Raw genomic sequence first — 20862 nt, 5'->3', positions numbered from 1 at the left:
TTCAAAAAATGTGTTCAACGTGCTGCTGCGCGTGGCGGAATGGCGGCGCCTTCGTTCGACAGAACGATTTCGACGCGACGATTCTGCTGACGGCTTGCTGCGCTGTCATTCGATGCAACAGGGAAGGCTTCGCCGTAGGCGCGCATCGCAATGCGCTCGCGTGGCACGCCCTGGCCGGCCAGCGCGGTGGCGACGGCGCTGGCGCGACGCTCCGACAGTTGCTGGTTGTGGCTCTCGCTGCCGGTGCTGTCGGTGAAACCTTCGATCAGCACGGTACGGTTCGGGTTCTGGGCCATCACGTCGGCCAGTTTGCGCAGCGTCGAAACGCCATTCGCATTCAGCACGGCCTGGTCAGTAGCGAACAGGACGTCGCCGATCGTGACGACAAAGCCGCGTTCGGTTTTCACGGCCTGCAGGTCGACCAGCAGCGCTTCGAGCTTGGCAGCGCGTTCGGCCATCGCAGCCGTTTCAGCCTGCGCTGCCTGTGCCTGCATCTGGGCTTGCTGCGCCTGACCCTGGGCCTGCTGGGCAGCAGCCTGGGCGGCTTCAGCGTCGCGCTTGGCGCGATCGGCTTCGGCGGTGCGGGCATCGAGGCGAACCATGTCGCGCTGACGCGTTGCGTCGGCGATATTCGCTTCCGCGGCCTTGCCCTTGGCAACTTCTTGCGCCGTGGCGATGCGCTGCTTGGCGACATAGGCCAGACGGTCGATGTCGCTCAGGCTTTCGCGGCGGGCAGCAGCCTGGTTGGCCTGGTCGAGGGCTTCGCTGGCTTGCTTGAATTCGAGCGGTGCGTAGGTCGAGACCTGCGAATTATTGTTGGCGCTGACAAAGTCGGCGCGCGCCTGGTCGAGCGTCGGCGTGGTCATCGGTGCGCTGGCGCAGGCAGCGGCCAGCACGGCGGCGGCCAGGATCGATACGGCGGATTTGCGGTTTTTCATGTTGTTATTCCTTTTATTTTCCATATGCGCCGGATCGTCGGCGCGGACTCCTGTCTGCGACAGACAGGAGACAGTGCAATTGCTTGCTGAGTTTTAGTTGCTCTTAGTTGGTATTGGCGCGGTCGACTTCTTCGCGCAGCACGCGCAAGTCTTCATTCAGCTGGGTCGACGCAGCAGTTGCCTTGCTCGACACAGCCTTGCTTTGCGCCAGCTTGGCGTCGGCCTGAGCCTGAACTGCCAGTTCGCGCGCCAGCTTGTAGTCGCGTGCGGCCAGGGCCTGGTTGGCCTTGCCCATCTTCTCGCGCGCCGCCGTGATTTCCGCCGGTGCCAGGTCAGCTGCACCTGCCGATACGGCGTTCTCGATCGCGTTGCGCGAGACAGCCACGTCCGCCGTCGCAGGCGCCTTGTCAGGACTTGCGCAAGCTGTCAGTGCCAGTAGAGCGGCAACGCAGCCAAGGCGGGCAAACCCGGTCATCGATTGATGTTTATTCATTACATTTTCTCCTCGGAAGTGGTGTAGATAACGTTATAAACCTGTTATGGAATGCGCTCAGTTCGGTGACGCACATTGCCTGCAGCGATGCGCACCCGCTGTGCATGCGAAGCCTATCGCCGGCACTGGGTGCGCCATCGCACGTTGACACAGACTCGCGTAGGCTACCCTCGCCGCACGCATCACATCCACTACTGATAAAGGACATTCATGGCCGAGCCAACGCCGCTGGCGGCGCAGCGCCCACCGGGGCCGCGCCGCAGCAAGAAGAAGATCGGCCTCTGGGCCCTTGCCGTGCTGATCGCTTTGCCCGTCATCGCCATCATCGTCATCGCGACCTTCGACTGGAACCGCGCGCGGCCGTGGATCAACAATAAGGTCAGCGACGCCATCGACCGCCCGTTTGCCATCCATGGCGACCTGACTGTCTCGTGGGAACGCCCGGCGGCGCGGATGGCGCCGGCCGAGCGCACGTGGCGCGACCACATCCCGTGGCCCTACCTTGTCGCGCGCAACACCACGATTGGCAATCCGGCCGGCATGACCGCCGGGAACATGGCCAGCGTGGGCCAGTTTTCCTTCTCGCTCGATCCGCTCGCGCTGCTGGACAAACGCATCGGCATCCCGCTGCTGCGCTTCGACGCGCCCCGCGTCGACCTGCTGCGCCTGAACGCGGCCACGAATAACTGGACCTTCCAGCGCAACGAGCAACCGTCGCGCTGGAATCTCGACCTCGAGCGCGTCGTGCTGACCGACGGCATCATTCACGTCAAGGATGCGGTCACCAAAGCCGATGTGACGGCCCGGGTACGCACGCTTGAGCGCGATCCGGTCTATGGCGTGGCGTTCACGCTGGACGGTGACTACAACGGCGCGAAAGTGGGCGGCGGCGGCAAGCTCGGCTCGGTGTTTTCGCTGAAGGACGAGACCGCGCCCTACCCGATCCAGGGTGAATTCAAATCGGGCAAGACGCGCATCGCCATTACCGGCACCGTCACCAATCCGGCCCGGCTTGCCGCGCTGGACGTGCAACTTGAACTGGCCGGCGCCAGCATGGCGCGCCTGTATCACTTTACCGGCGTGCTGTTGCCGGAAACGCCGGCGTTTTCCACATCGGGCCGCCTGACCGGCCGGTTGGCAAAGGATGCGAGCCGCTGGGTGTATGACGGCTTTGCCGGCAAGGTTGGCGCGAGCGATATCGGTGGGCGCCTCGAGTACGCCACCGGTGGCGCGCGTCCGGTGTTGTCGGGCAATGTACGCTCGCGTCAGCTCGTGTTTGCCGATCTGGCGCCACTCGTCGGCGCCGATTCGAACGCCAGCAAGGCGGCGCGCGGCGTCGAGACGAAGCAGCCGAGCGGCAAAGTGTTGCCGGTGGAAGAATTCCACACCGAACGCTGGACAGCGCTGGATGCCGACGTGCGCTTTGCGGCGGACAATATCGTGCGTGACAAGGCGCTGCCGATCAGCAAGCTCAGCAGTCACATCAAGATGGACAACGGCGTACTCCGGCTCGATCCCCTTGAATTCGGCATGGCCGGCGGCGCCGTGCGCACCACCATTCGTCTCGATGGCAGCGGGCGCGGCGGCAAGAATGCCATCAAGGCGATGGCGGACGTGCGGGCACGCAAGATCGGCATCAAGCAATTGTTCCCGAAGATCGAGCAGATGCAGGCCACAGCGGGCCAGATCAATGCGGACGCCAAACTGTCGGCCACCGGCAACTCGGTCGCATCGCTGCTGGCCACATCCAATGGTGAACTCAAGGCGCTCGTCAGTGAAGGCACGGTGAGCAAGATGCTGTTGGAAATGGCGGGCTTGAACGTGGCGAACATCGTGGTCACCAAGCTGTTCGGCGACAAGCAAGTGGAGCTCAACTGCGTGGCGGCCGACTTTGCCGTTCAGGATGGCGTCGCGCGCACGCGCAGCTTCATCGTCGACACCGAGGAAGCCATCATCACCGTCGACGGCGCCATCAACCTGGCGGGCGAGCAGATGGAACTGCGCATCCGGCCCGAAACCAAGGCGCTGCGCATCTTTTCGCTGCGCGCGCCACTGTATGTGCGCGGTCCGTTCAGCAAGCCGGACGTGGCCATCGACAAGGGCGTGCTGGCAATGAAAGCGGGCGGCGCCGCAGCACTAGCCGTCGTGGCCGCGCCCCTGGCCGCCCTGCTCCCATTGATCAATACGGGCCCGGGCGAAGACAGCGATTGCGCACGGCTGCTGGCCCAGGCACGCGAGGCGCCCAGTGCCCCGCCACCGGGTCGGCGCCAGCGTCGCTGAAATAGCCTGACGGATACAACCTGTAACAACCTGGCACGGACTCTGTGTGTTGCCGAACAGATCAATTTGGCAATCCTGACTATGATCGCGTCAGGTCATCAAGAAAAGAAACACCCGCATGAACGGATCGAGCATCAAGCGTTTTGGCAGCATCCCTGTTTTACTGGTCGCACTGGCTGGTGGAGTACTGACGGGATGTACGTCCGGATTACCCGGTTTCGGCAAGGTCGAAGCGGTCCAGGACGATGTCATTACTGCCGGGGTGCACAGCGCCATCAGGCGCGATCCCGACCTGAAGGTGTCCGATCTGGATGTCAATACGTACCAAGGCATTGTCCGGTTGCAGGGATTCGTCTCTTCGGCCGACAGCGTCGCCGCAGCGGCTTCGGCCGCGCGAACCGTCAACGGCGTGAAATCGGTCAGGAATGACCTGCGCCTGAAATAACCCCATCAAAGGAGAACTTCATGAAACTCATCAAAAACCTGGTAGTGACGGCAACCCTGGCGACCGCCGCTTTCGGTATGGTCGGCTGCTCGAACATGTCGAAGCAAGACCGTAACACCGCAGTCGGCGCTGGCGCCGGCGCTGTGCTCGGTGGCGTCCTGACCGGCGGCAGCGCAATCGGCACCGTTGGCGGCGCAGCTGTCGGCGGCGTGGTCGGCAACCAAGTCAAGACCACCAACTGATTCCCGTTCGCTGGCAGCAATGCCAGCGCACTGTCAGTGAATGCAAAACGCCCGGCTTGCCGGGCGTTTTGCATTGGAGAACGCACTACGGCGTGGATCACTCAGACGGTATCAGTGGCCGGTGCAGCGCCCGCTTCGCGCACGATCTGGTAGCAGGTACACGCCGCTGCCGCCAGGCGTTCCGGGTCGAGGATCTCGATATTGCCCCGGCTGTAATTGATCAGGCCCTGCTGCTGCAGCGCGCTGGCCGCCTTGGTCACGCCGACCCGGCGCACGCCCAATGCATGCGCGAGAAACTCGTGCGTCAGATGGAATTTATCCGATTGAAGGCGGTCGCGGGTGACGAGCAGCGAGCGGGCCAGCCGCGCCTCGAGCACGTGAAAACGGCTGCACACGGCGATCTGGATCGCCTGGGCCAGCAAGGAATCGGTGTAGCGATACAGCACCCGCTGCAATGCAGGATTGCGCGAGACTTCGAGGCGAAAGCGGCCGCCCTCCATCCGGCTCGCGCTACCGGCGCGCTGTACGACGGCGCGCACCTGCGTGATGTCGTGGCCCAGCGCCGTGGTAGCGCCAAGCATCCCTTCACGCCCGACCTGGCCGACCTCGAGCGTCATGCGCCCTTCGGCCACGCCCAGCAGCGACACCAGGCAATCGTGGGGGAAATAAATGTGAAGAATGGGATCGCCCGCTTCGCACAAGACCTGGCCAGCTTCCACCCTGACCTCATCGAGCTGCGGCAGCATCTGGGCGAGATCTTGCGGGGGAAGTGCTGCGAGTAACAAATTACTGTTGGGCTCGAAGACAGGCGGGTGGACGGCAGAATTCATTATTTCCTCACAGGTTGGTACGTGGGCCAGCCGGGACCGCTACGACCAGTTACATTTACACACAATGTGATGGAGCCTAATCGCACAGGGTGCGCAGGTATGTACGGTGACGCACGGAAGCATTAGTTGTTCCTGAGGACAATCATTGAACATCCGGCTTAATGCCTATACGAAAGGAACAAAAGATGACAACCCCTCCAACCATGCCGGTCAAGAACCGCACCCACCCGCTGCTGCTGCTGGCCGCCGCCGCTGTTGTGCTGTTCTCGCTGGTCGGCACCGCCGCCATCATGGGCTGGCTGCCATCGTCGGTCGGCGGCACGGCCAACCGTCAGCTGACCGAGGCCGATCGCCTGGCACTCGCGTCGACCCTCCCACAAGGTGCGCCGCAAGCTGGCTACGCCTACCCTGCCGATGCCCAGGCGCCGGCGCAAGCCTATGCCCCTGCGCCGGCTCCCGTACCTGCACCGGCACCTGTAAAGCAAGCTGCGCCTGTGACGCAGATCAAGGAAAGCGAGCCGACCCAATTGGCAGCAAAGAGCAACTGGTGTGAAAACTGCGGCAACGTGGAATCGGTGCGCGCGATCAAGCAGCGCGCCGAAGGCAGTGGCCTGGGCGCAGCCGGTGGCGCCGTCCTCGGCGGTTTGCTGGGTAACCAGATCGGTGGTGGCAATGGCAAGACGCTGGCCACGGCGGCTGGCGCCATCGGCGGCGCTGTCGTCGGCAACCAGGTCGAGGGCAATGTGAAGGCAACGACCAGCTATGAAATCCGGGTGCGCCTGGATGACGGCACGCTGCGTACCTTCCGCCAGACCAGCCAGCCACAATGGGGCAGCGGCGACCGCGTGCGCATCGTCAAGGGCCGTCTGCGCTCGGTGGCATAACCAAGAATCAGCTTTTTTGCAGCAACACCATTGGCCGGGATCGCGCAAGCATCCCGGTCAATTTTTTTCCTAATTGCAATGTGTGCCATCGCACGGAATTATTGATGAGCTAAGGCGACAATTGTTCCCATGCTGAATCGATTGGCGAACAGCATCAATCAGGGAGACCCACATGACCACCTTGACCTGGATCGGCATCATTATTTGGGGAATGGTACTGACTTTGTTCGGCCTGCTGTCGGCCAGCCCGGCGCCTGCTGCGCAAGAACTGGTGCAGGCCCACGATGTCGTCTTCCTGATCGCTGGTGGCCTGTTGACGTGTCTGATCGGCTTTACCGGCCTGATCGGGATGATGGGCTGGATCCCTGGCGTGCAAAAACAAAAAAGTTGCGTTTAATGTACGCCATCGTACGGTAGTCGCTCTCAGGAAACAACATACTGGTCTCACAGCGCAACCGGCGCACCCCTTCTAGGAGATTCATCATGCTGTACACAATTGCTGTTGTCCTCGTTATTCTCTGGCTGCTCGGCTTGGTGACCTCGTACACCATCGGCGGTTTCATCCACATCCTGCTCGTCGTCGCCGTCATCATGATCCTGGTTCGCCTGATCAGCGGCCGCGGTATATAGCATTTTTATGGCAAGTCTCTGCTTGTCGTAAAATCCAATCCGTTTCGCGGTCGCGCCTTTTGATGGCGTGACAGCGAAACGGATTTCTTACTTTTAAGGAGTTCCACCATGAACAAAAACTTCATCAAAACCACCGCAGCAGTTGCCATCGTCGTCATGACGGCCACCGGTTGCGCAGACATGACCGGCACCCAGCGCGGCACCGCAACCGGCGCCGGCATCGGCGCAGGCCTGGGTGGCCTGATCGGCGGCACGACCAGCGGCGGTGGCGGCGGCCGTGTGGCTGGCGGCGCAGCGATTGGCGCAGCAGCCGGCGCCGTGATCGGCAATATCTGGTCCAAGCGCATGGAACAGCAAAAACAAGCCATGGAACAAGCGACCCAGGGCACCGGCGTGCAAGTCACCCAGACCTCGGACAACCGCCTGAAGCTGGAAATCCCGAGCGACATCTCGTTCGACACGGGCCGCTCGGACATCAAGAGCAACTTCCAGCCAGTGCTGCAGCGCTTCGCTTCGACGCTGCAAGAAAACCCGAACACCAATGTCGTGATCATCGGCCACACCGACAGCACCGGCAGCGACAGCATCAACCAGCCATTGTCGGTCGATCGCGCATCGCGCACCCGTGACTACCTGGCAGGCCGCGGCGTGAACCCGAACCGCATCACCATCGAAGGCCGCGGTTCGCGCGAGCCAATCGCGTCGAACAACGACAACGCAGGCAAGGCGCGCAACCGTCGCGTCGAGATCTATGTCGCGGAACCAGCACGCGGCTAATCGCCACGTGCGGTAGCAATACAAAAGGCCGGCAATTGCCGGCCTTTGTCATTGGCACAGATCAGGTCCGGTTACGCGGCCTGCGTGAACGCCAGATACAGCTCGCGCGCCTGGCTTGCGACCGGCCCGACTTCCAGCACATGGTGTTCATAGCGGGTACATGGCGTGACCTTGCCATAGTTACCGGTGCTGAAGATTTCACGCGCCGTGCGCAGTTCGGCTTCTTCGACCGTGCGTTCTTCGACCTCGATGCCCACACCGGCCAGCAGCGCCATCACACGCGCACGCGTAATGCCGGCCAGGAAAGTACCGTTCAAGCGGGGCGTGACCACCTTGCCGTCGGCCGTGACCAGGAACAGGTTCGAGGCCCCAAATTCAGCGACATGGCCTTCACCGTCGAGCATGATCGCCTGCTCGAAGCCGCGCGCCTTCACTTCGCGCATGGCGCGGGTCGAGTTGGCGTACAGGGCCGACGCCTTGGCGTCCGTCGGCGCCATGCTCGGCTGTGGCCGGCGCATCGTCGACAGGCCGGCCGAAAACCCGACGAACGGTGGCAGCGGCGCATCGAACAGCGTCAGCGCGAACTGGCTTTTTTCGGCAACCGGAATCAGGAAGCCTTCCGTGCCAAACACGAGCGGGCGCACATACAGCTCGGCATCCGGCGCAAACTTCGCGACGCCTTCGTGCACCAGCGCTTCCATCTCGTCCACGCTCAGCGGGCAGGCCAGGCCTAGCTTGTCGGCGGAGCTGATGACGCGCTCGAGGTGCGGCCGCAGGTCGGGCAGCTTGCCGGCAAGCGAACGCGCGCCGTCGAAGACGGACGAACCCAGCCACAGGCTGTGGTCCATCGCGCCATACAAGGGCACATTGCCCTCGGCCCATTGGCCGTTGAAATACGTGAGGTACATGGTTTCCTTCGTCACTGCAACATTGCAAATCCAGTCCAGTGTAGCGGGATTGCCCTGCCCTCGTCCAGCCGCCACCATTGCCAGTTCGGGCATTAAAAGTGCCATACAGACATTTCCACGACGTTATTGTTCGTTGCCACACCATTCAGGCCGGGCTCGTCGCGTACACTGAGGCTTTCCAGTATCAATTTTTTTCATGCTTGCTACGCTCGAACGAATCGACCCCAACAGTGACAATATCGACCTGCTGGTTGAGTTGGTGTGCCATCTGCGCCCGCGCCAGCGCTGGGTATGGCAAACCGTGGACGATCCGGCCCAGTCCGTGCGTACGCTGACCCAGCTTCTCAAGGGCAATCCCGACCAGGCCTGGGCGCTGCGCCGCTACATCACCACGCTGCTCGAAAAGCGCCGCCATACCAGCCTGTACAGTGACATCGGCATCCTGTCGAACGATGGTTTCGTCACCGAGCTGAAAAGCCGTATCACGTACCGTTTCCTGCCGCCGGCACTGGAAGACCTGTACCTGTCCGATGCACTCGACCAGGTGCTGTACCGCCAGGACGATTACGAGTGGATCCGCGCGGTGCCCGACACTGACTGGATGGCGCTGTTTCATGTGATCGAAAGCGCGCCGGTCCCGGCCGATGCGAATCCCGGCCGCGCACGCGTGGTCACGCTCAAGGGCTTGCTCGATGCGATCCGCACGCTGTCGTGCCGCGTCTGCGCGCTGGGCCTGGAGCCGCGCCTGGTGCACAGCTACAGCCAGATCGAGAACTTCGATTCGCCGTTCCTGATGCAGAACATCGAGGTCAACCGGTACCTGGATGAATACGCGCGCTACCTGAATGGGGACATCCCGCGCCCGGACGACGCGCGCCACCTGCTCGTGATGCTCGACCAGTGCGAAGACGTGGTGCTCAAGATCCGGCGCCTGGCGCTGAGCAGCGGCACCAGCATCGCCCTGACCTACCTGCTGGTCGCGCTGCAGCAAAGTATCGACCGTCTGCAAAAGCTGCTGTTCCTGGTGGACGTGCCCGAAGTTGCCACGAATGCCGACACGGCGGACATGCAAGCCGCAACCCAGGGCGTGCTGACCGCCATGGCAGCCGCGACCCCGCAGCTTGCCGGCGCGGCCGCATCGGCCGTCACGCCCTCGACCCAAGGCAATCTCGCCGTCGTGACGGACACTGACCCGCCGCCGGCTGTTTTGACTGCGCGCGAGCGCGCCGTGATCGAGCTGGCCGAAGAACTCATCGAAGCGCACAACACCAAGTATCAGGTGACGAACCTGGTGCGCGACAACGTCGACCTTCTGGCGCGCAATGTCACCGAAAACGCCAGCCGCACCGGCGAGCACTACATCGCCGAAGACCGCAAGGGCTTGCGCAAGATGCTGTGGTCGTCGTCCGGCGCCGGCTTCATCGTCGGCTTCATGGCGCTGCTCAAGATTCTGCTGGGCTATCTGCACTCGCCACCGCTGGTCCAGGCCTTTTTGTTCAGCATGAATTACTCGTTCGGCTTCGTGCTGATCCACATGCTGCACTTTACCGTCGCAACCAAGCAGCCGGCCATGACCGCCCAGCGCATCGCGGCCTCGCTGCACCGCTCGGCGACCGGGCGCGGCCTCGACGTCGACCGGCTTGCTGAGCTCGTCAATAAAGTATTCCGCACCCAAATGGTGGCGGTGCTCGGCAACGTGCTGGTCGCGTTTCCGGTGGCCTGGGCCATCGCCGAGGGCGTGCGCTGGTACCGGGGCGAGCATCTGGTCGACCCGATCAAGGCGCTGCACCTGCTCAACGAGATTGATCCCGTCAACAGCCCTGCCCTGTTCTATGCAGCGGTGGCGGGTGTCTGGCTGTTCGTGGCCGGCCTGGTATCGGGCTACTACGACAACAAGGCGTTGTACACCCGCATGGGCCAGCGCGTCCAGCAATTGCGCGGCCTGCGCACGCTGCTGGGTCCAGCACGGCTAGCGCGCCTGGGCGCGTATGTCGAGAATAACCTCGGCGGCCTGATGGGTAACTTCTTCTTCGGCATCCTGCTCGGCACCACGGGCACGGTCGGCTTCCTGCTGGGCCTGCCGATCGACATTCGCCACATTACGTTCTCGGCCGCCAACTTCGCGACCGCGCTGGTGGCGCTCGACTACCAGATGACCGTGCCACAACTCATCAATGCGACGGCCGGTGTGCTGCTGATCGGCACGGTCAACCTGTTGGTCAGCTTCGGCCTGGCGCTGTGGGTTGCGCTGCGCGCACGCAAGATCCGCTTCAAGCGCGGCATCCTGCTGGTGCAGGCATTGGGCCGCCGTTTCGCGTATTCGCCGGTGGAATTCTTCCTCGGCCCCAAGCACCGCCAATTGGCGCCCCCCGATGCAGAACCCGTACGAGGATCAAAATGATCAAACAGCGCTTCGCCGCCTGGTGTGCCATCGCCGCTCTCGCCTGCGCGGTCACGGCCTGCAAGTCACTGCCCGATGCTAGCACCATGACCGGAGGGCCTGACCAGTCGACGCCGACGGTCACGACGCAGCATGGCGAACTCAAGCAGAAACAGGCGGCAGCGCTGCTCAAGCGGCGCTGGGCGCGCGCGTCGACCGACCTCAAGGCGCTGGCGGTGCTGGAAGAACAGGCCACCGGGGTGCCGATGATTGCCGGTAACGCGGTCACGCTGCTGTTCGACGGCCCGGCGACAATGCGCGCGATGATGGAAGCGGCGCGCGGGGCCAAAAAATCGATCAATCTGGAAACCTACATCTTCGACCATGACGAGATCGGTGGGCAGTTTGCCGAGATCCTGATGCAGAAGCGCAGCGAAGGCGTGGTGGTCAATATCATGGTCGATGGGGTCGGCACGCTGTCCACGCCGAAGGAATTCTTCGACCGGCTGCGCCAGGCCGGCGTGAACGTGCTGGTCTTCAATCCGGTGGACCCCACCAAGCGGCCCGGCAAATGGGCGCTGAACAACCGCGATCACCGCAAGATCATGATCGTCGACGGCCTCGTGGCCTTTACCGGTGGTATCAACATCAGCAGCACCTACGCGAACAGCTCGCTGTTCCGGTCCAAGAAGCGCCCAGACGACGTGAGCCAGGACAAGGTCGGCTGGCGCGATACGCACATCAAGATTCAGGGTCCTGCCGTCGGCGCGCTGCAATGGGCGTTCATCGACAACTGGGTGCATCAGGACGCCGGCGAATTGCCGCAGATCGATTACTTTCCGCAACTGGCGCCAGCGGGCGACAAGGTGGTGCGGGTGCTGGCCACGTCGCCAGAGCACGATTCGGCCATCTACAAGTCGCTCGTCGTCGCCATTGGCGAATCGAAGAAATCGATCCACCTGACGGCTGCGTACTTCGTGCCGGACCGCCAGATCGTCGACGGCCTGATCGCTGCCGCCAAGCGCGGCGTGGACGTGCAGCTCGTGCTGCCGGGCGTGTCCGACCACGGCTTCATCCGGCATGCGGGGGAATCGTTCTATGAAGAGCTGCTTGAAGGTGGCGTACGCATCCACCAGTTGCAGGTGGCCGTCCTGCATGCCAAGACGACGGTGATCGATGGCATGTGGTCATCCATCGGCTCGGCCAATATCGACCGCCGCAGTTTCATCCACAACTACGAGGTCAATGTGGTCGTGCTGGACCCGGCCTTCGGGCGCGAAATGGAGGCAGCGTTCAGGGAGGACGTCGTCCATTCGAAGGAAATCAAGCTCGACGCGTGGAAGCGGCGGCCATGGTCCGACCGCCTGCGTGAAGCGATGGCGCGCCTGACCGAATACTGGATCTGACAGCGCCTGGGGCCTCAGAGCCCCGCTGCCAGCATGCCGTCGGTGTGCGGCGACCACACGCTGCCTGCCTGCATGAACTTTTCGGTATTGAGCACTTCAAACTTGCCGCCCACCGCATCCCAGCCATAGCGGTCGATCTCGACCCGCTGCGCGTCTACCCGCACCACATTGAATGAATTGACTTCGCCGCGCCCGCGCGTCGAGGTCGCCGTGCCGGCCTGGATCACCAGCGCCGCATAGGCATCGATCTGGTAACGCGCCGCCGTGCTGCCGGCGTGGCTGGCGTGCATGTGCCCGGCCATCAGGATATCGACACCGGTTTCGGCAAACACTTCCATCGCCAGCGGCGCGCGCACGACCAGGTCGCGTTTTTCGAAGTGATCGGGCAAGTCGAACGGGTGGTGCGTGACGACGATGCGCGTGACATCGGGGCTCAGACCGCTCAGGCGCTCGCGCAGCGCGGCGATCTGCTCGTGGCTGACGCGCCCGTCCTTGATGGTCAGCGAACGGGCCGTGTTGACGCCCACGACGGCAATCTCGTCGTCGATGAAGACCGGCTCGAGATCGTCAGTGATGTAGCGGCGATAGCGCGACAGCGGCCGGGCAAACCGGCGCAGCACGTTGTACAGCGAAATATCGTGGTTGCCCGGCACGACGATCTGCGGCCCCGGCAGCGAATCGAGAAACGCGCGCGCTTCCTCGAATTCTTCCACCTTGGCGCGCTGGGTCAGGTCACCCGAAATGACGACGACGTCGGCCGCGATGCTGTGCACGAGCTCGCGCAACGGACCGAGCAGGGCCTGGTCGACGCGGCCGAAGTGCAGGTCGGAAAGGTGAACGAGAGTGCGCATCGAAAAATTCCTTACATGTCTTGGGGTGAGGCCGCACCGGACTGGCGCTGTTCACGGGCCCTGCGGCGGCGATTGAGGGTGGCGGTGCCGCTGATGCAGATCGCGAGCCAGCCGCAGCCCTCCGTCAGTGCGGCCAGGATGTCGGTGAGATAGTGCGCGCCGAGATACATGCGTGAAAACGCCACGGCGCCAGTCATCAGGGCCGCCAGCACGAACGGCAGCACCCTGCCCGGCCATGACCGGGCGCGGCGCGCGAAATAGCAGGCCAGCACGCCATACAGCACAGTGGCGGCCATCGTATGCCCGCTGGGGAAACTATAGGTGGTCAACATGACGATCGGCTCGTCGAAGTGCGGCCGGGCGCGCTCGAACGTGTGCTTGAGCGCGACGTTGAGCAGCATTCCACCCGGCACGCTGGCGATGACTGCCATCGTCCAGTAACGGTGACCGCTGCGATACAGCCATAGCGCCGCGCAGAAGGCCATGATGAGGATGCCCGGGGTGCTGTGGATATGGGTGATGAGCAGGAGCACGTCACGCAAGAGGCCGCCCTGGCGCGCGTGCAGGTGCAGCCAGTTGGCGATGTCGGCGTCGAACTGCGTGATCGGCGCGCCGGCCACGACGGCGCCGGCAAGCTGGGCGAACACCGCCATCGCAGCGAGCAGCAGCGCCACGCCGATGGTCAGGTGCAGCCCGTATTCGCCCTCGGCAGAGAAGCGGTTGGCGGCAAAGCGCTGGAGACGTGGCAGTGTTTTGGTCATGATGACGCGATTATGACTGACTTGGCGAAAATACCACACACGACAAAAACTACTGTATGCCCGAACAGTAACTGTTGATTCATACAGTAGTTATGGTATTCTTACTTCACTGCATAACCACTCGATACGAGGAAACGAACATGACCACGCTCAATAGCTCTTTTGGTATGGAACACGCCCCGACCCCTTTCATGGTCCGCATTGGCCGTCGCGAAATCCTGGTGACCCGCGACTTCCGCAAGCGTTTCTACGCCGTGAATCCAGTCATTGAGTGCGATACCGGCGTCGAAGCCGGCCATGTTGAAATCCTGCTGTTCCGCCGCTGGCTGGTCATCCTGTCGAAGGCAAACTGAGCCGCACCTGTGCCGGCGCAGAAATCGTATAAGGTTGCTTGAATTTATTCGTTTTCTTTCTATAGCCCGAGACCGTACTCTACCGTCTCTAACCTGGAGAAAGACACTCGATGCTTCGCAAAACCTTCATCCGCTCGCTGGCAGCCCTGACCCTTCTGGCGCATGCGCCTGCATTTGCTGCCGACATCAGCCTGCTCAACGTATCGTATGATCCGACGCGCGAGCTGTACCACGAATTCGATGCGGCATTTGCCAGGCACTGGAAAGCAAAGACCGGCGACAACGTCACGATCAAGCAATCGCACGGCGGCTCGGGCAAGCAGGCGCGCTCGGTGATCGACGGCCTTCAGGCCGATGTCGTCACCCTTGCGCTGGCCTACGACATCGACGCCATCCGCGACAAGGGCCTGATCAATCCGGGCTGGGAACAAAAGCTCAAGTACCGCAGCGCGCCGTACACGTCGACCATCGTGTTCCTGGTGCGCAAGGGCAATCCAAAACAGATCCGCGACTGGGGCGACCTCGTCAAGCCGGGCATCTCGGTGATCACGCCGAATCCGAAGACGTCCGGCGGCGCGCGCTGGAACCACCTGGCCGCCTATGGCTACGCGCTGCGCCAGCCGGGCGGCACCGACGCCAAGGCGCGCGACTACCTGGCGCGCCTGTACAAGAACGTGCCGGTACTCGATTCGGGCGCCCGCGGTGCCACCACCACGTTCGTCGAGCGTGGCATCGGCGACGTGCTGCTGGCCTGGGAAAACGAGGCACTGCTGGCGCTGCGTGAACTCGGTCCGGACAAGTTCGAGATTGTCGCACCGTCGGTCAGCATCCTGGCCGAGCCACCGGTGGCCGTCGTCGACAAGACCGTCGACAAGCGCGGCACGCGGCCTGTGGCGCAGGCTTACCTCGAATTTTTGTACGGCGACCAGGGCCAGGACATCATCGCCAAGAACTACTACCGCCCTTCGGTCGAGAAGTTCGCCAAGAAATACGCGTCGCAGTTCCCGCAGATCAAGCTGTTCCAGATCAGCGATTTCGGTGGCTGGACCGCGGCGCAGAAAACCCACTTTGCTGACGGCGGTGTGTTCGATCAGATTTACTCCAAGAAATAACCTGTCGCCTACCTGCGCCTGCGCCCGCGCAGTCCTCGTGAAACGCCGTTCCCGCATTGTGTGGGAACGGCGTTTTTAGTTATCGGGCGACTGCCGGCACCGCCCCGTCACCCGCGCGCCACGTTTTCTCTTGAAATATCACTATGAAACACGAAGTGATCATTTCACTAACACCTTCCTCGACCAATTAAAGCAAAAAAGGATCATCCATGTCAGTCAAACTGAAGAAAATCAACGAGCAAGTCATCGTCATCACGGGCGCCACCAGCGGCATCGGCCTGACCACGGCGCGCATGGCTGCCGAACGCGGCGCCAAGCTGGTGCTCGCGGCACGCGCCGACGACGCTCTCGCCCACCTGGCTGAAGAACTGACCACGATCGGCGCCGAGGTCGTCACCGTCACGGCGGACGTGGGCAATATCGACGATGTGGCGCGCATTGGCGACGCCGCCATCGAGCGCTTCGGCCGTATCGACACCTGGATCAACAATGCGGGTATCTCGATCTTTGGCCGGATGGAAGATGTGGCGCCCGAAGACCATCACCGCCTGTTCCAGACCAACTTCTGGGGCGTGGTAAATGGTTCGATGGAAGCGGTCAAGCGCATGAAGCTGCGCGGCGGCGGCGCGCTGATCAACCTGGGCAGCGAGCTGTCGGACCACGCGATCCCGCTGCAAGGCATGTACGCGGCGTCCAAGCACGCGGTGAAGGGTTTCACGGATGCGCTGCGCATCGAACTGGACAAGGAAGGCGCACCGATGTCGGTCACGCTGATCAAGCCGACCGGGATCGACACGATGTTTGCCGTGCACGCGAAGAATTATATGGACAAGGAACCGAAGCTGCCGGCGCCGGTCTACGCGCCAGAAATCGTTGCTGATGCGATCTTGTATGCGGCCCAGCACCCGAAGCGCGACGTCTTCGTCGGTGGTGCGGCCAAGATGAATTCGACGGGCGCGCGCCTGCTGCCGCGCGTGTTCGACAAATTCCTGCAGGCGACGATGTTCGTGAACCAGAAGCTGGACGTCGACACCGACCCAAGCCGGCGCGACGCCCTGCACAAGCCTGACTACACGCGTGAACTGCGCGAGCGCCAGGGCTCGCCACATCACGTCATCGAGCACAGCGAATACACGGCGGCAGCACTGCGCTCGAAGTACATCAACGCTGCCCTGCTGGGCAGCGGCGCCTTGTTAGCGGCTTACGTCCTGACCCGGCGGAAGACTCGTTAAGAAGTCGGTGTCATCCTCGCTCAGTGGCAGATCGGGGATCGACTCGACGCGGTCGGTGTCGATGTCGGCGCCGTCCCTGACAACCGCGTCGCGGCCAGCTGCGGCGCGTTCGCCCGTACCGCTGCGGTCGCTGTCGCCCGAGAAATCGGCGTCGCCAACATCCGGCCCGGCCGTTTCACCTGCGTGACCGGCTTCGAGGTCGGACGTGGTGCCGCCGTCGAAGTCGAGCGTTTGCTCGGGATCGATATTGCTGGCAAAGCCAGGACCGCCCACGACATCGCTGCCGGTGTCCGACAAGTCGCTCGGGCCGAGTGCGTCGACGCCATGGCCCTTGCCCAGGCTGCGGTCTGGTGCTTCTGGGAAGTTATCCGGATCAAGTGTGCTGGTACCAGTCATAAGGTCTCCTCAATAGTTAATGAACCATGGAGACACATTACTGAATTTTGCCGATTCCTGTCGCAACGCAGGGACGGCGCACGAACGGGCACGCTGTGATCAGAAAGCGCGCCGCATCCCGACGTTGAGCGACGAGCCATTGCCCGGTTTGACGCCCAGATGCACGCCGGCCAGATGCTGGATGCGCGAATACGCTGCGTAGAAATCCATGCGGCGCGAGACGGCGTAGCTGGCGCCAACGGCGACCTGGCGCGCATCGCGGTTGGACAGGTCGCGGTCGTTGCGGCGGATGTAGGAGGCCAGCAGCGTGGTCGAGTGGCTCATGGGCACAGCCACCCCGGCAAGCACGTCGCGGCTGTTGGTGGAACGTGTGGCGGCCACGCCGGCGCTGTAGGGATTATCGGGATTGAACAGCGGCGAGCTGCCCCAGCCGCGGCTGGCACTGTAGGCGGCGTACGCCGTGCCCCAGTCGAAGCGCATATTGGCGGCAACGATGGAATTCTTGGCGGCCATCGTGATGTCGACCTGGTCGTAGCGCGTGACCTTGGCCACGTTGCGGTTCTGGTGGGCCGCGCGAATCGTCAGCGGCCCGAGATTGACGCCGACCGACATGCCCCAGGCGCGGCCCGAGGGCGAACCGTCGACGTCGCCCTTGCCCCACTTGGCGCCGGTCGACACACCGGCAAGCTTGCCTTCGTAAGCGACGCTGTCGTCAGCGCGTGCGCCGCGTGGCGCCGCCTGGGCGGCCAGGCCACCGTGGAATGGGTCGCCGACGTCATTGAGCGTCGTGTAGTCGATATTGAATTGCCGGCCAACGGTCAGCGTGCCGGCGCCGACGTGCCCGGTGGTTGGCTCGGGCCCGACGGAAGATTCGCGAGTGAAGACGGCATTGCCGGCGGGCGCAGTGACGCCATCGGCGCGCGCGCCCAGCTGGAGTTGGGCCAGGCAATCTTGCGCGCACACGCTTTCAGGGATCGCAACCTTGCCGGCGCCCCTTGCGGTGGCCACCGAGTCCTGTGCTGAAGCACATACCGCACTCGAACCCAGCACGGCCATAGCGATGAAAGACATTTTCATGGCGTCACAATCTCCCTGACACCTACTATCCGCGAAATGTCGCGAACCCATCTGTCTATTACTTCACATTACTTTGCAGAAGCGGCTGCTTTCGCTTCGTCACTGTGCAGCATGTGTAACCGATCATACTCTACCGGCGCAGGCACGCAAAGCCTGCTGGCTCCCATTCGCGCAGGGCAAGCAGCAAGCCGGTACCACGCCGCTGCGCCAGCGGCGCGGCCAGGCTTTCGTCGTGCAATTGCGCAAAGCGGCTGCGCAACTGGCGCAGCTCCTGCTGCAGCTTGGCGCGCGCGCTTTCGGTCAGCATCCCATGCGCGAAATCGAGCGACTCGCCCACCCCGCCGAACGCGCCGGCCACAAATTCGGGCAAGCCCTGCTCGCGGAAATACGCCCGGATCGGGCCATCCGGCAGCCAGTCGAAATCGCGCGCCACGTTCACACGGATGCGGTTGCCCGGCAAGAGCGAGATGAGTTGCAGGCGGTCGAGATGGAGCAGATGCTGGACGCATTGCGCTTCGGTCAGGGCATAAGCACCAAGGATGTCGAGCATGCGCCAGTGGTTCAGCGCGCAGACGGCGACGAGCAACAGCTTCGGATCCGACACCAGCTCGGCTTCCTGCCCTGCGCTGAGCGTGCGCAGGCGGCGCTGGCCGGCCTGGGCTTCCTGCGTGATCTCGGCCAGCGTGAAGCCGAGCAGGCTGCAGATTTCGACGATCCGGTCGAGGGTAAATTGCTCACTGGCGAACAGGCGCTTGACGCTTGGCTCGGACAAGTCGAGCGCGACGGCAACGTCACGGTAGGTCAGTCCCTGCAGTTTCAGCTGACGCTTGATGGTGGCGATGATCTGGCTGATTTGGTTCATGGAGGCTACTGGCAATCGCAAAGGACAACTTGGGGCGTGAAGGCCAGCCTGCGCCTCATATTGGTACGGCAGCCAGCGCCACCGCATTCTTGCCGCCGCGCTTGGCGGCGTACATCGCATGGTCGGCGCGCGCCAGCCAGGCATCGAGATCGGGCTTGTCGCCCGGCGCGAAGACCGCGACGCCGATGCTGGCGCCCACGGTGACTTCGGTGGTGCTGAGCTGATACGGCTCGCGCACGCGGTCGAGCAGCTTCCAGGCAGTTTCCTCGGCATCGGTGCGCGAGGTCAGCATTTCCAGCACGACGACGAATTCGTCACCCGCCAGGCGCGCAACCATATCGGTCATGCGAATCGCACCGGCAAGGCGCGCGCCAAACTGGCGCAGCAGCTCGTCGCCTTCTTCGTGGCCGTGGTTGTCATTGACCGCCTTGAAGCCATCCATGTCGATGAACAGCAACGCCGCCGGACGCCCACCCCGGCTGGCGCGGCCCATCGCCTCGGGCAGCGTTTCGAGTAGCGCCCGCCGGTTCGGTAACCCCGTCAGCACGTCGCGCAGCAGCAATGCCTGCAGTTCGGCCGTACGCTGCGCCACCTTCGATTCCAGGTGTTCATTCATCTGCTGCAGGGCGCTCCGGTATTGCTCTTCGCTCTCGACCAGGTTGCGCATCGTGCGCGACAGCATATTGGCTTCGTAGAAGCCCTGGATATGCGGAATCGTTGGCAACTCGTGACCGCTGGCAGTCGCTTCCGTCACCCGCTCGATCGCCTCGCCCAAGCGCGTCATCGGGCGCGCCAGGCGCTGCGCCAGCAAGGCCGCGATCACGGCGAGCACCACGCCCAGCAAGCCGCTCCACATCAGCATCCGGTGCTGCAGCAGCTTGGCGCTCTGTAACGCCTTGTCTTCGTCCTGGCGCACCAGCACCGCCCAGTTCAGCGACGCCTCGTTGCCGATCTGGCCCGTCTGGCTATAACCGGTGAGATAGGTACGCCCATCGGGCCACGCTTCACGCAGCGCGCCCGTGTCGCCCAGCCGGGCGCGGCGCAGGCTTTCCGTTGAAATCTTTTTCTCGACCAGTTCTTGCGGGCCAAGCATGACGGTCCCGTCATTGCGCACGACCAGGATCTCGGCGCCATATTCGCGCAATGCCGGGGTTAGAAGCTTGCGCGCCTGGCGCCGCGCCCAGTCCCAGCTCAGGTGCAGGCCGAGCACGGCGAACATCTCGCCGTCATGGCTGAAGACGGGCGTGGAGACATCGACGAAGCGCCATGGATCGCTACCATGGGGCATGAGCTTTTCAAGCATGACGGCAGGATGGTAATCGGTGGCGCGCACGCCCACCTGGCCGGACCTGAACCATGGCCGGGCGCTGACGTCCGCGCCTTCAAGCAGGCCCTTGGTCGAGGCAGTGACCTTGCCGTTGATATCGGCCAGGCCGATCCAGGCGTAATCGGGGAACGTTTGCTGCAGGCTTTCCAGCGCAATACGCGCGGACGCCGGACTGCGCGCGTTGCGCACTTGCGGCAAAGCGGCCAGCAGGCGGGCGTCGCCCGTGGCCTGCTCGACGACGCGGTTGAGCGAATCGCGCATTTGCCAAGACAGCTGTTGCAGGCGCAACTGGGCTTCAGCATTGGCCTGGCGCACCGCAAAATGATTGACCACCGCGAGCAGCAGAGCGACCGTCAGTGCCACCGTAGCGCACACGGCCAGGGTCATCAGGGTGGACAGTCGAAATCTACAGAGCAAACCTTGCATGTACGGTATTTGCAAACGAGTAATAGCTCATCATCATAGCGCCGAAACCGGTAGTGACTTCGGATTACTGCAGATGCGCCGTGGAAATACAATTTCCGATCCGCTATTTTGGATGAATTGCAACACTGTAACGGAGATTGCGGGGCTTGACCACCTCCAGGACAAGATTGCCCCCCGCCCCTCCCCCGGTAGCCGTCCGTACCGCCTTCACTGTCGCAGGTCGATTACTATCTGCTAACAACCGTTCAACCA

Annotated in this window: 22 protein-coding genes; 12 read left to right on the top strand and 10 right to left on the bottom strand. The window is 62.9% G+C overall.

Annotated features, from left to right (window positions below; genetic code table 11):
* Positions 1-14: 14 nt before the first annotated feature.
* Together AC1MGT_RS19545 and AC1MGT_RS19540 are read right to left on the bottom strand one after the other, a co-directional pair.
* Positions 15-938, bottom strand: coding sequence for an OmpA family protein (locus AC1MGT_RS19545; protein ID WP_499452988.1), 924 nt, complete (start codon positions 936-938; stop codon positions 15-17).
* 103 nt (positions 939-1041) lie between these two features.
* Positions 1042-1431: a DUF4398 domain-containing protein gene (locus AC1MGT_RS19540; protein WP_183550666.1), complete on the bottom strand. Its 390-nt coding sequence runs from the start codon at positions 1429-1431 to the stop codon at positions 1042-1044.
* Between the two features lie 210 nt (positions 1432-1641).
* Here AC1MGT_RS19540 and AC1MGT_RS19535 point away from each other — a divergent pair, with 210 nt between their 5' ends.
* The 3 genes from AC1MGT_RS19535 to AC1MGT_RS19525 all read left to right on the top strand — a co-directional run bounded on the left by AC1MGT_RS19535 (position 1642) and on the right by AC1MGT_RS19525 (position 4398).
* Positions 1642-3711, top strand: a complete 2070-nt coding sequence (locus AC1MGT_RS19535; protein WP_499501658.1) for an AsmA family protein — start codon at positions 1642-1644, stop codon at positions 3709-3711.
* 118 nt (positions 3712-3829) lie between these two features.
* Positions 3830-4156, top strand: a complete 327-nt coding sequence (locus AC1MGT_RS19530) for a BON domain-containing protein (protein ID WP_499501657.1) — start codon at positions 3830-3832, stop codon at positions 4154-4156.
* A gap of 20 nt (positions 4157-4176) precedes the next feature.
* Positions 4177-4398: a YMGG-like glycine zipper-containing protein gene (locus AC1MGT_RS19525; RefSeq protein ID WP_332529884.1), complete on the top strand. Its 222-nt coding sequence runs from the start codon at positions 4177-4179 to the stop codon at positions 4396-4398.
* A 101-nt stretch (positions 4399-4499) separates the two neighbouring features.
* On the opposite strand, the gene AC1MGT_RS19520 is transcribed toward AC1MGT_RS19525, so the two are convergent.
* On the bottom strand, positions 4500-5228 hold the full coding sequence (locus tag AC1MGT_RS19520) for a Crp/Fnr family transcriptional regulator (RefSeq protein WP_332529883.1): 729 nt from the start codon (positions 5226-5228) through the stop codon (positions 4500-4502).
* Positions 5229-5413: 185 nt separating this feature from the next.
* Here AC1MGT_RS19520 and AC1MGT_RS19515 point away from each other — a divergent pair, with 185 nt between their 5' ends.
* From AC1MGT_RS19515 to AC1MGT_RS19500, 4 genes are all read left to right on the top strand, one after another.
* Positions 5414-6112 carry a glycine zipper 2TM domain-containing protein gene (locus tag AC1MGT_RS19515; protein ID WP_499501656.1) on the top strand — a complete coding sequence of 233 codons (699 nt, stop codon included), beginning with the start codon at positions 5414-5416 and terminating at the stop codon, positions 6110-6112.
* Positions 6113-6284: 172 nt separating this feature from the next.
* Positions 6285-6509 (top strand): hypothetical protein, encoded by a 225-nt coding sequence (locus AC1MGT_RS19510; RefSeq protein WP_499501655.1) that lies wholly within the window; start codon positions 6285-6287, stop codon positions 6507-6509.
* Between the two features lie 86 nt (positions 6510-6595).
* Positions 6596-6742, top strand: coding sequence for a lmo0937 family membrane protein (locus AC1MGT_RS19505; RefSeq protein ID WP_005671362.1), 147 nt, complete (start codon positions 6596-6598; stop codon positions 6740-6742).
* Positions 6743-6850: 108 nt separating this feature from the next.
* Positions 6851-7519 carry a YiaD family glycine zipper/OmpA-like lipoprotein gene (locus AC1MGT_RS19500; protein WP_499501654.1) on the top strand — a complete coding sequence of 223 codons (669 nt, stop codon included), beginning with the start codon at positions 6851-6853 and terminating at the stop codon, positions 7517-7519.
* 71 nt (positions 7520-7590) lie between these two features.
* On the opposite strand, the gene AC1MGT_RS19495 is transcribed toward AC1MGT_RS19500, so the two are convergent.
* Positions 7591-8427, bottom strand: coding sequence for a branched-chain amino acid aminotransferase (locus tag AC1MGT_RS19495; protein WP_499504328.1), 837 nt, complete (start codon positions 8425-8427; stop codon positions 7591-7593).
* Positions 8428-8623: 196 nt separating this feature from the next.
* Here AC1MGT_RS19495 and AC1MGT_RS19490 point away from each other — a divergent pair, with 196 nt between their 5' ends.
* Together AC1MGT_RS19490 and cls are read left to right on the top strand one after the other, a co-directional pair.
* Positions 8624-10828 (top strand): site-specific recombinase, encoded by a 2205-nt coding sequence (locus AC1MGT_RS19490; RefSeq protein ID WP_499501653.1) that lies wholly within the window; start codon positions 8624-8626, stop codon positions 10826-10828.
* Entirely contained in the window at positions 10825-12213 is a 1389-nt protein-coding gene (gene cls / locus AC1MGT_RS19485) for a cardiolipin synthase (protein WP_499501652.1), read from the top strand. The genes AC1MGT_RS19490 and cls overlap by 4 nt, the downstream gene beginning before the upstream one ends.
* Before the next feature lie 14 nt (positions 12214-12227).
* On the opposite strand, the gene AC1MGT_RS19480 is transcribed toward cls, so the two are convergent.
* Both AC1MGT_RS19480 and AC1MGT_RS19475 read right to left on the bottom strand, forming a co-directional pair.
* Positions 12228-13064, bottom strand: a complete 837-nt coding sequence (locus AC1MGT_RS19480) for a metallophosphoesterase family protein (protein WP_499501651.1) — start codon at positions 13062-13064, stop codon at positions 12228-12230.
* Positions 13065-13075: 11 nt separating this feature from the next.
* Positions 13076-13825: a phosphatase PAP2 family protein gene (locus AC1MGT_RS19475; protein WP_499501650.1), complete on the bottom strand. Its 750-nt coding sequence runs from the start codon at positions 13823-13825 to the stop codon at positions 13076-13078.
* A gap of 140 nt (positions 13826-13965) precedes the next feature.
* On the opposite strand from AC1MGT_RS19475, the gene AC1MGT_RS19470 reads away from it, so the two are divergent.
* From AC1MGT_RS19470 to AC1MGT_RS19460, 3 genes are all read left to right on the top strand, one after another.
* Entirely contained in the window at positions 13966-14178 is a 213-nt protein-coding gene (locus AC1MGT_RS19470; RefSeq protein ID WP_183550633.1) for a hypothetical protein, read from the top strand.
* 110 nt (positions 14179-14288) lie between these two features.
* Positions 14289-15290 (top strand): sulfate ABC transporter substrate-binding protein, encoded by a 1002-nt coding sequence (locus AC1MGT_RS19465; protein WP_499501649.1) that lies wholly within the window; start codon positions 14289-14291, stop codon positions 15288-15290.
* Between the two features lie 209 nt (positions 15291-15499).
* On the top strand, positions 15500-16522 hold the full coding sequence (locus tag AC1MGT_RS19460) for an SDR family oxidoreductase (RefSeq protein ID WP_499501648.1): 1023 nt from the start codon (positions 15500-15502) through the stop codon (positions 16520-16522).
* On the opposite strand, the gene AC1MGT_RS19455 is transcribed toward AC1MGT_RS19460, so the two are convergent.
* From AC1MGT_RS19455 to AC1MGT_RS19440, 4 genes are all read right to left on the bottom strand, one after another.
* Positions 16484-16918: a hypothetical protein gene (locus tag AC1MGT_RS19455; RefSeq protein WP_499501647.1), complete on the bottom strand. Its 435-nt coding sequence runs from the start codon at positions 16916-16918 to the stop codon at positions 16484-16486. The genes AC1MGT_RS19460 and AC1MGT_RS19455 overlap by 39 nt on opposite strands.
* Before the next feature lie 99 nt (positions 16919-17017).
* The gene (locus tag AC1MGT_RS19450) at positions 17018-17995 is read right to left on the bottom strand and encodes a porin (RefSeq protein ID WP_499501646.1); all 978 of its coding nucleotides are present in this window, start codon (positions 17993-17995) and stop codon (positions 17018-17020) included.
* A 130-nt stretch (positions 17996-18125) separates the two neighbouring features.
* A complete protein-coding gene (locus AC1MGT_RS19445; RefSeq protein ID WP_332529872.1) occupies positions 18126-18857 on the bottom strand; it encodes a helix-turn-helix domain-containing protein in 732 nt (243 codons plus the stop codon).
* 55 nt (positions 18858-18912) lie between these two features.
* Positions 18913-20571, bottom strand: coding sequence for a diguanylate cyclase domain-containing protein (locus AC1MGT_RS19440; protein WP_499501645.1), 1659 nt, complete (start codon positions 20569-20571; stop codon positions 18913-18915).
* Positions 20572-20862 lie beyond the last annotated feature (291 nt).

The sequence above is a fragment of the Telluria sp. BA11 genome, assembly GCF_056680305.1.
This window is presented reverse-complemented; position numbering and strand designations above follow the sequence as displayed.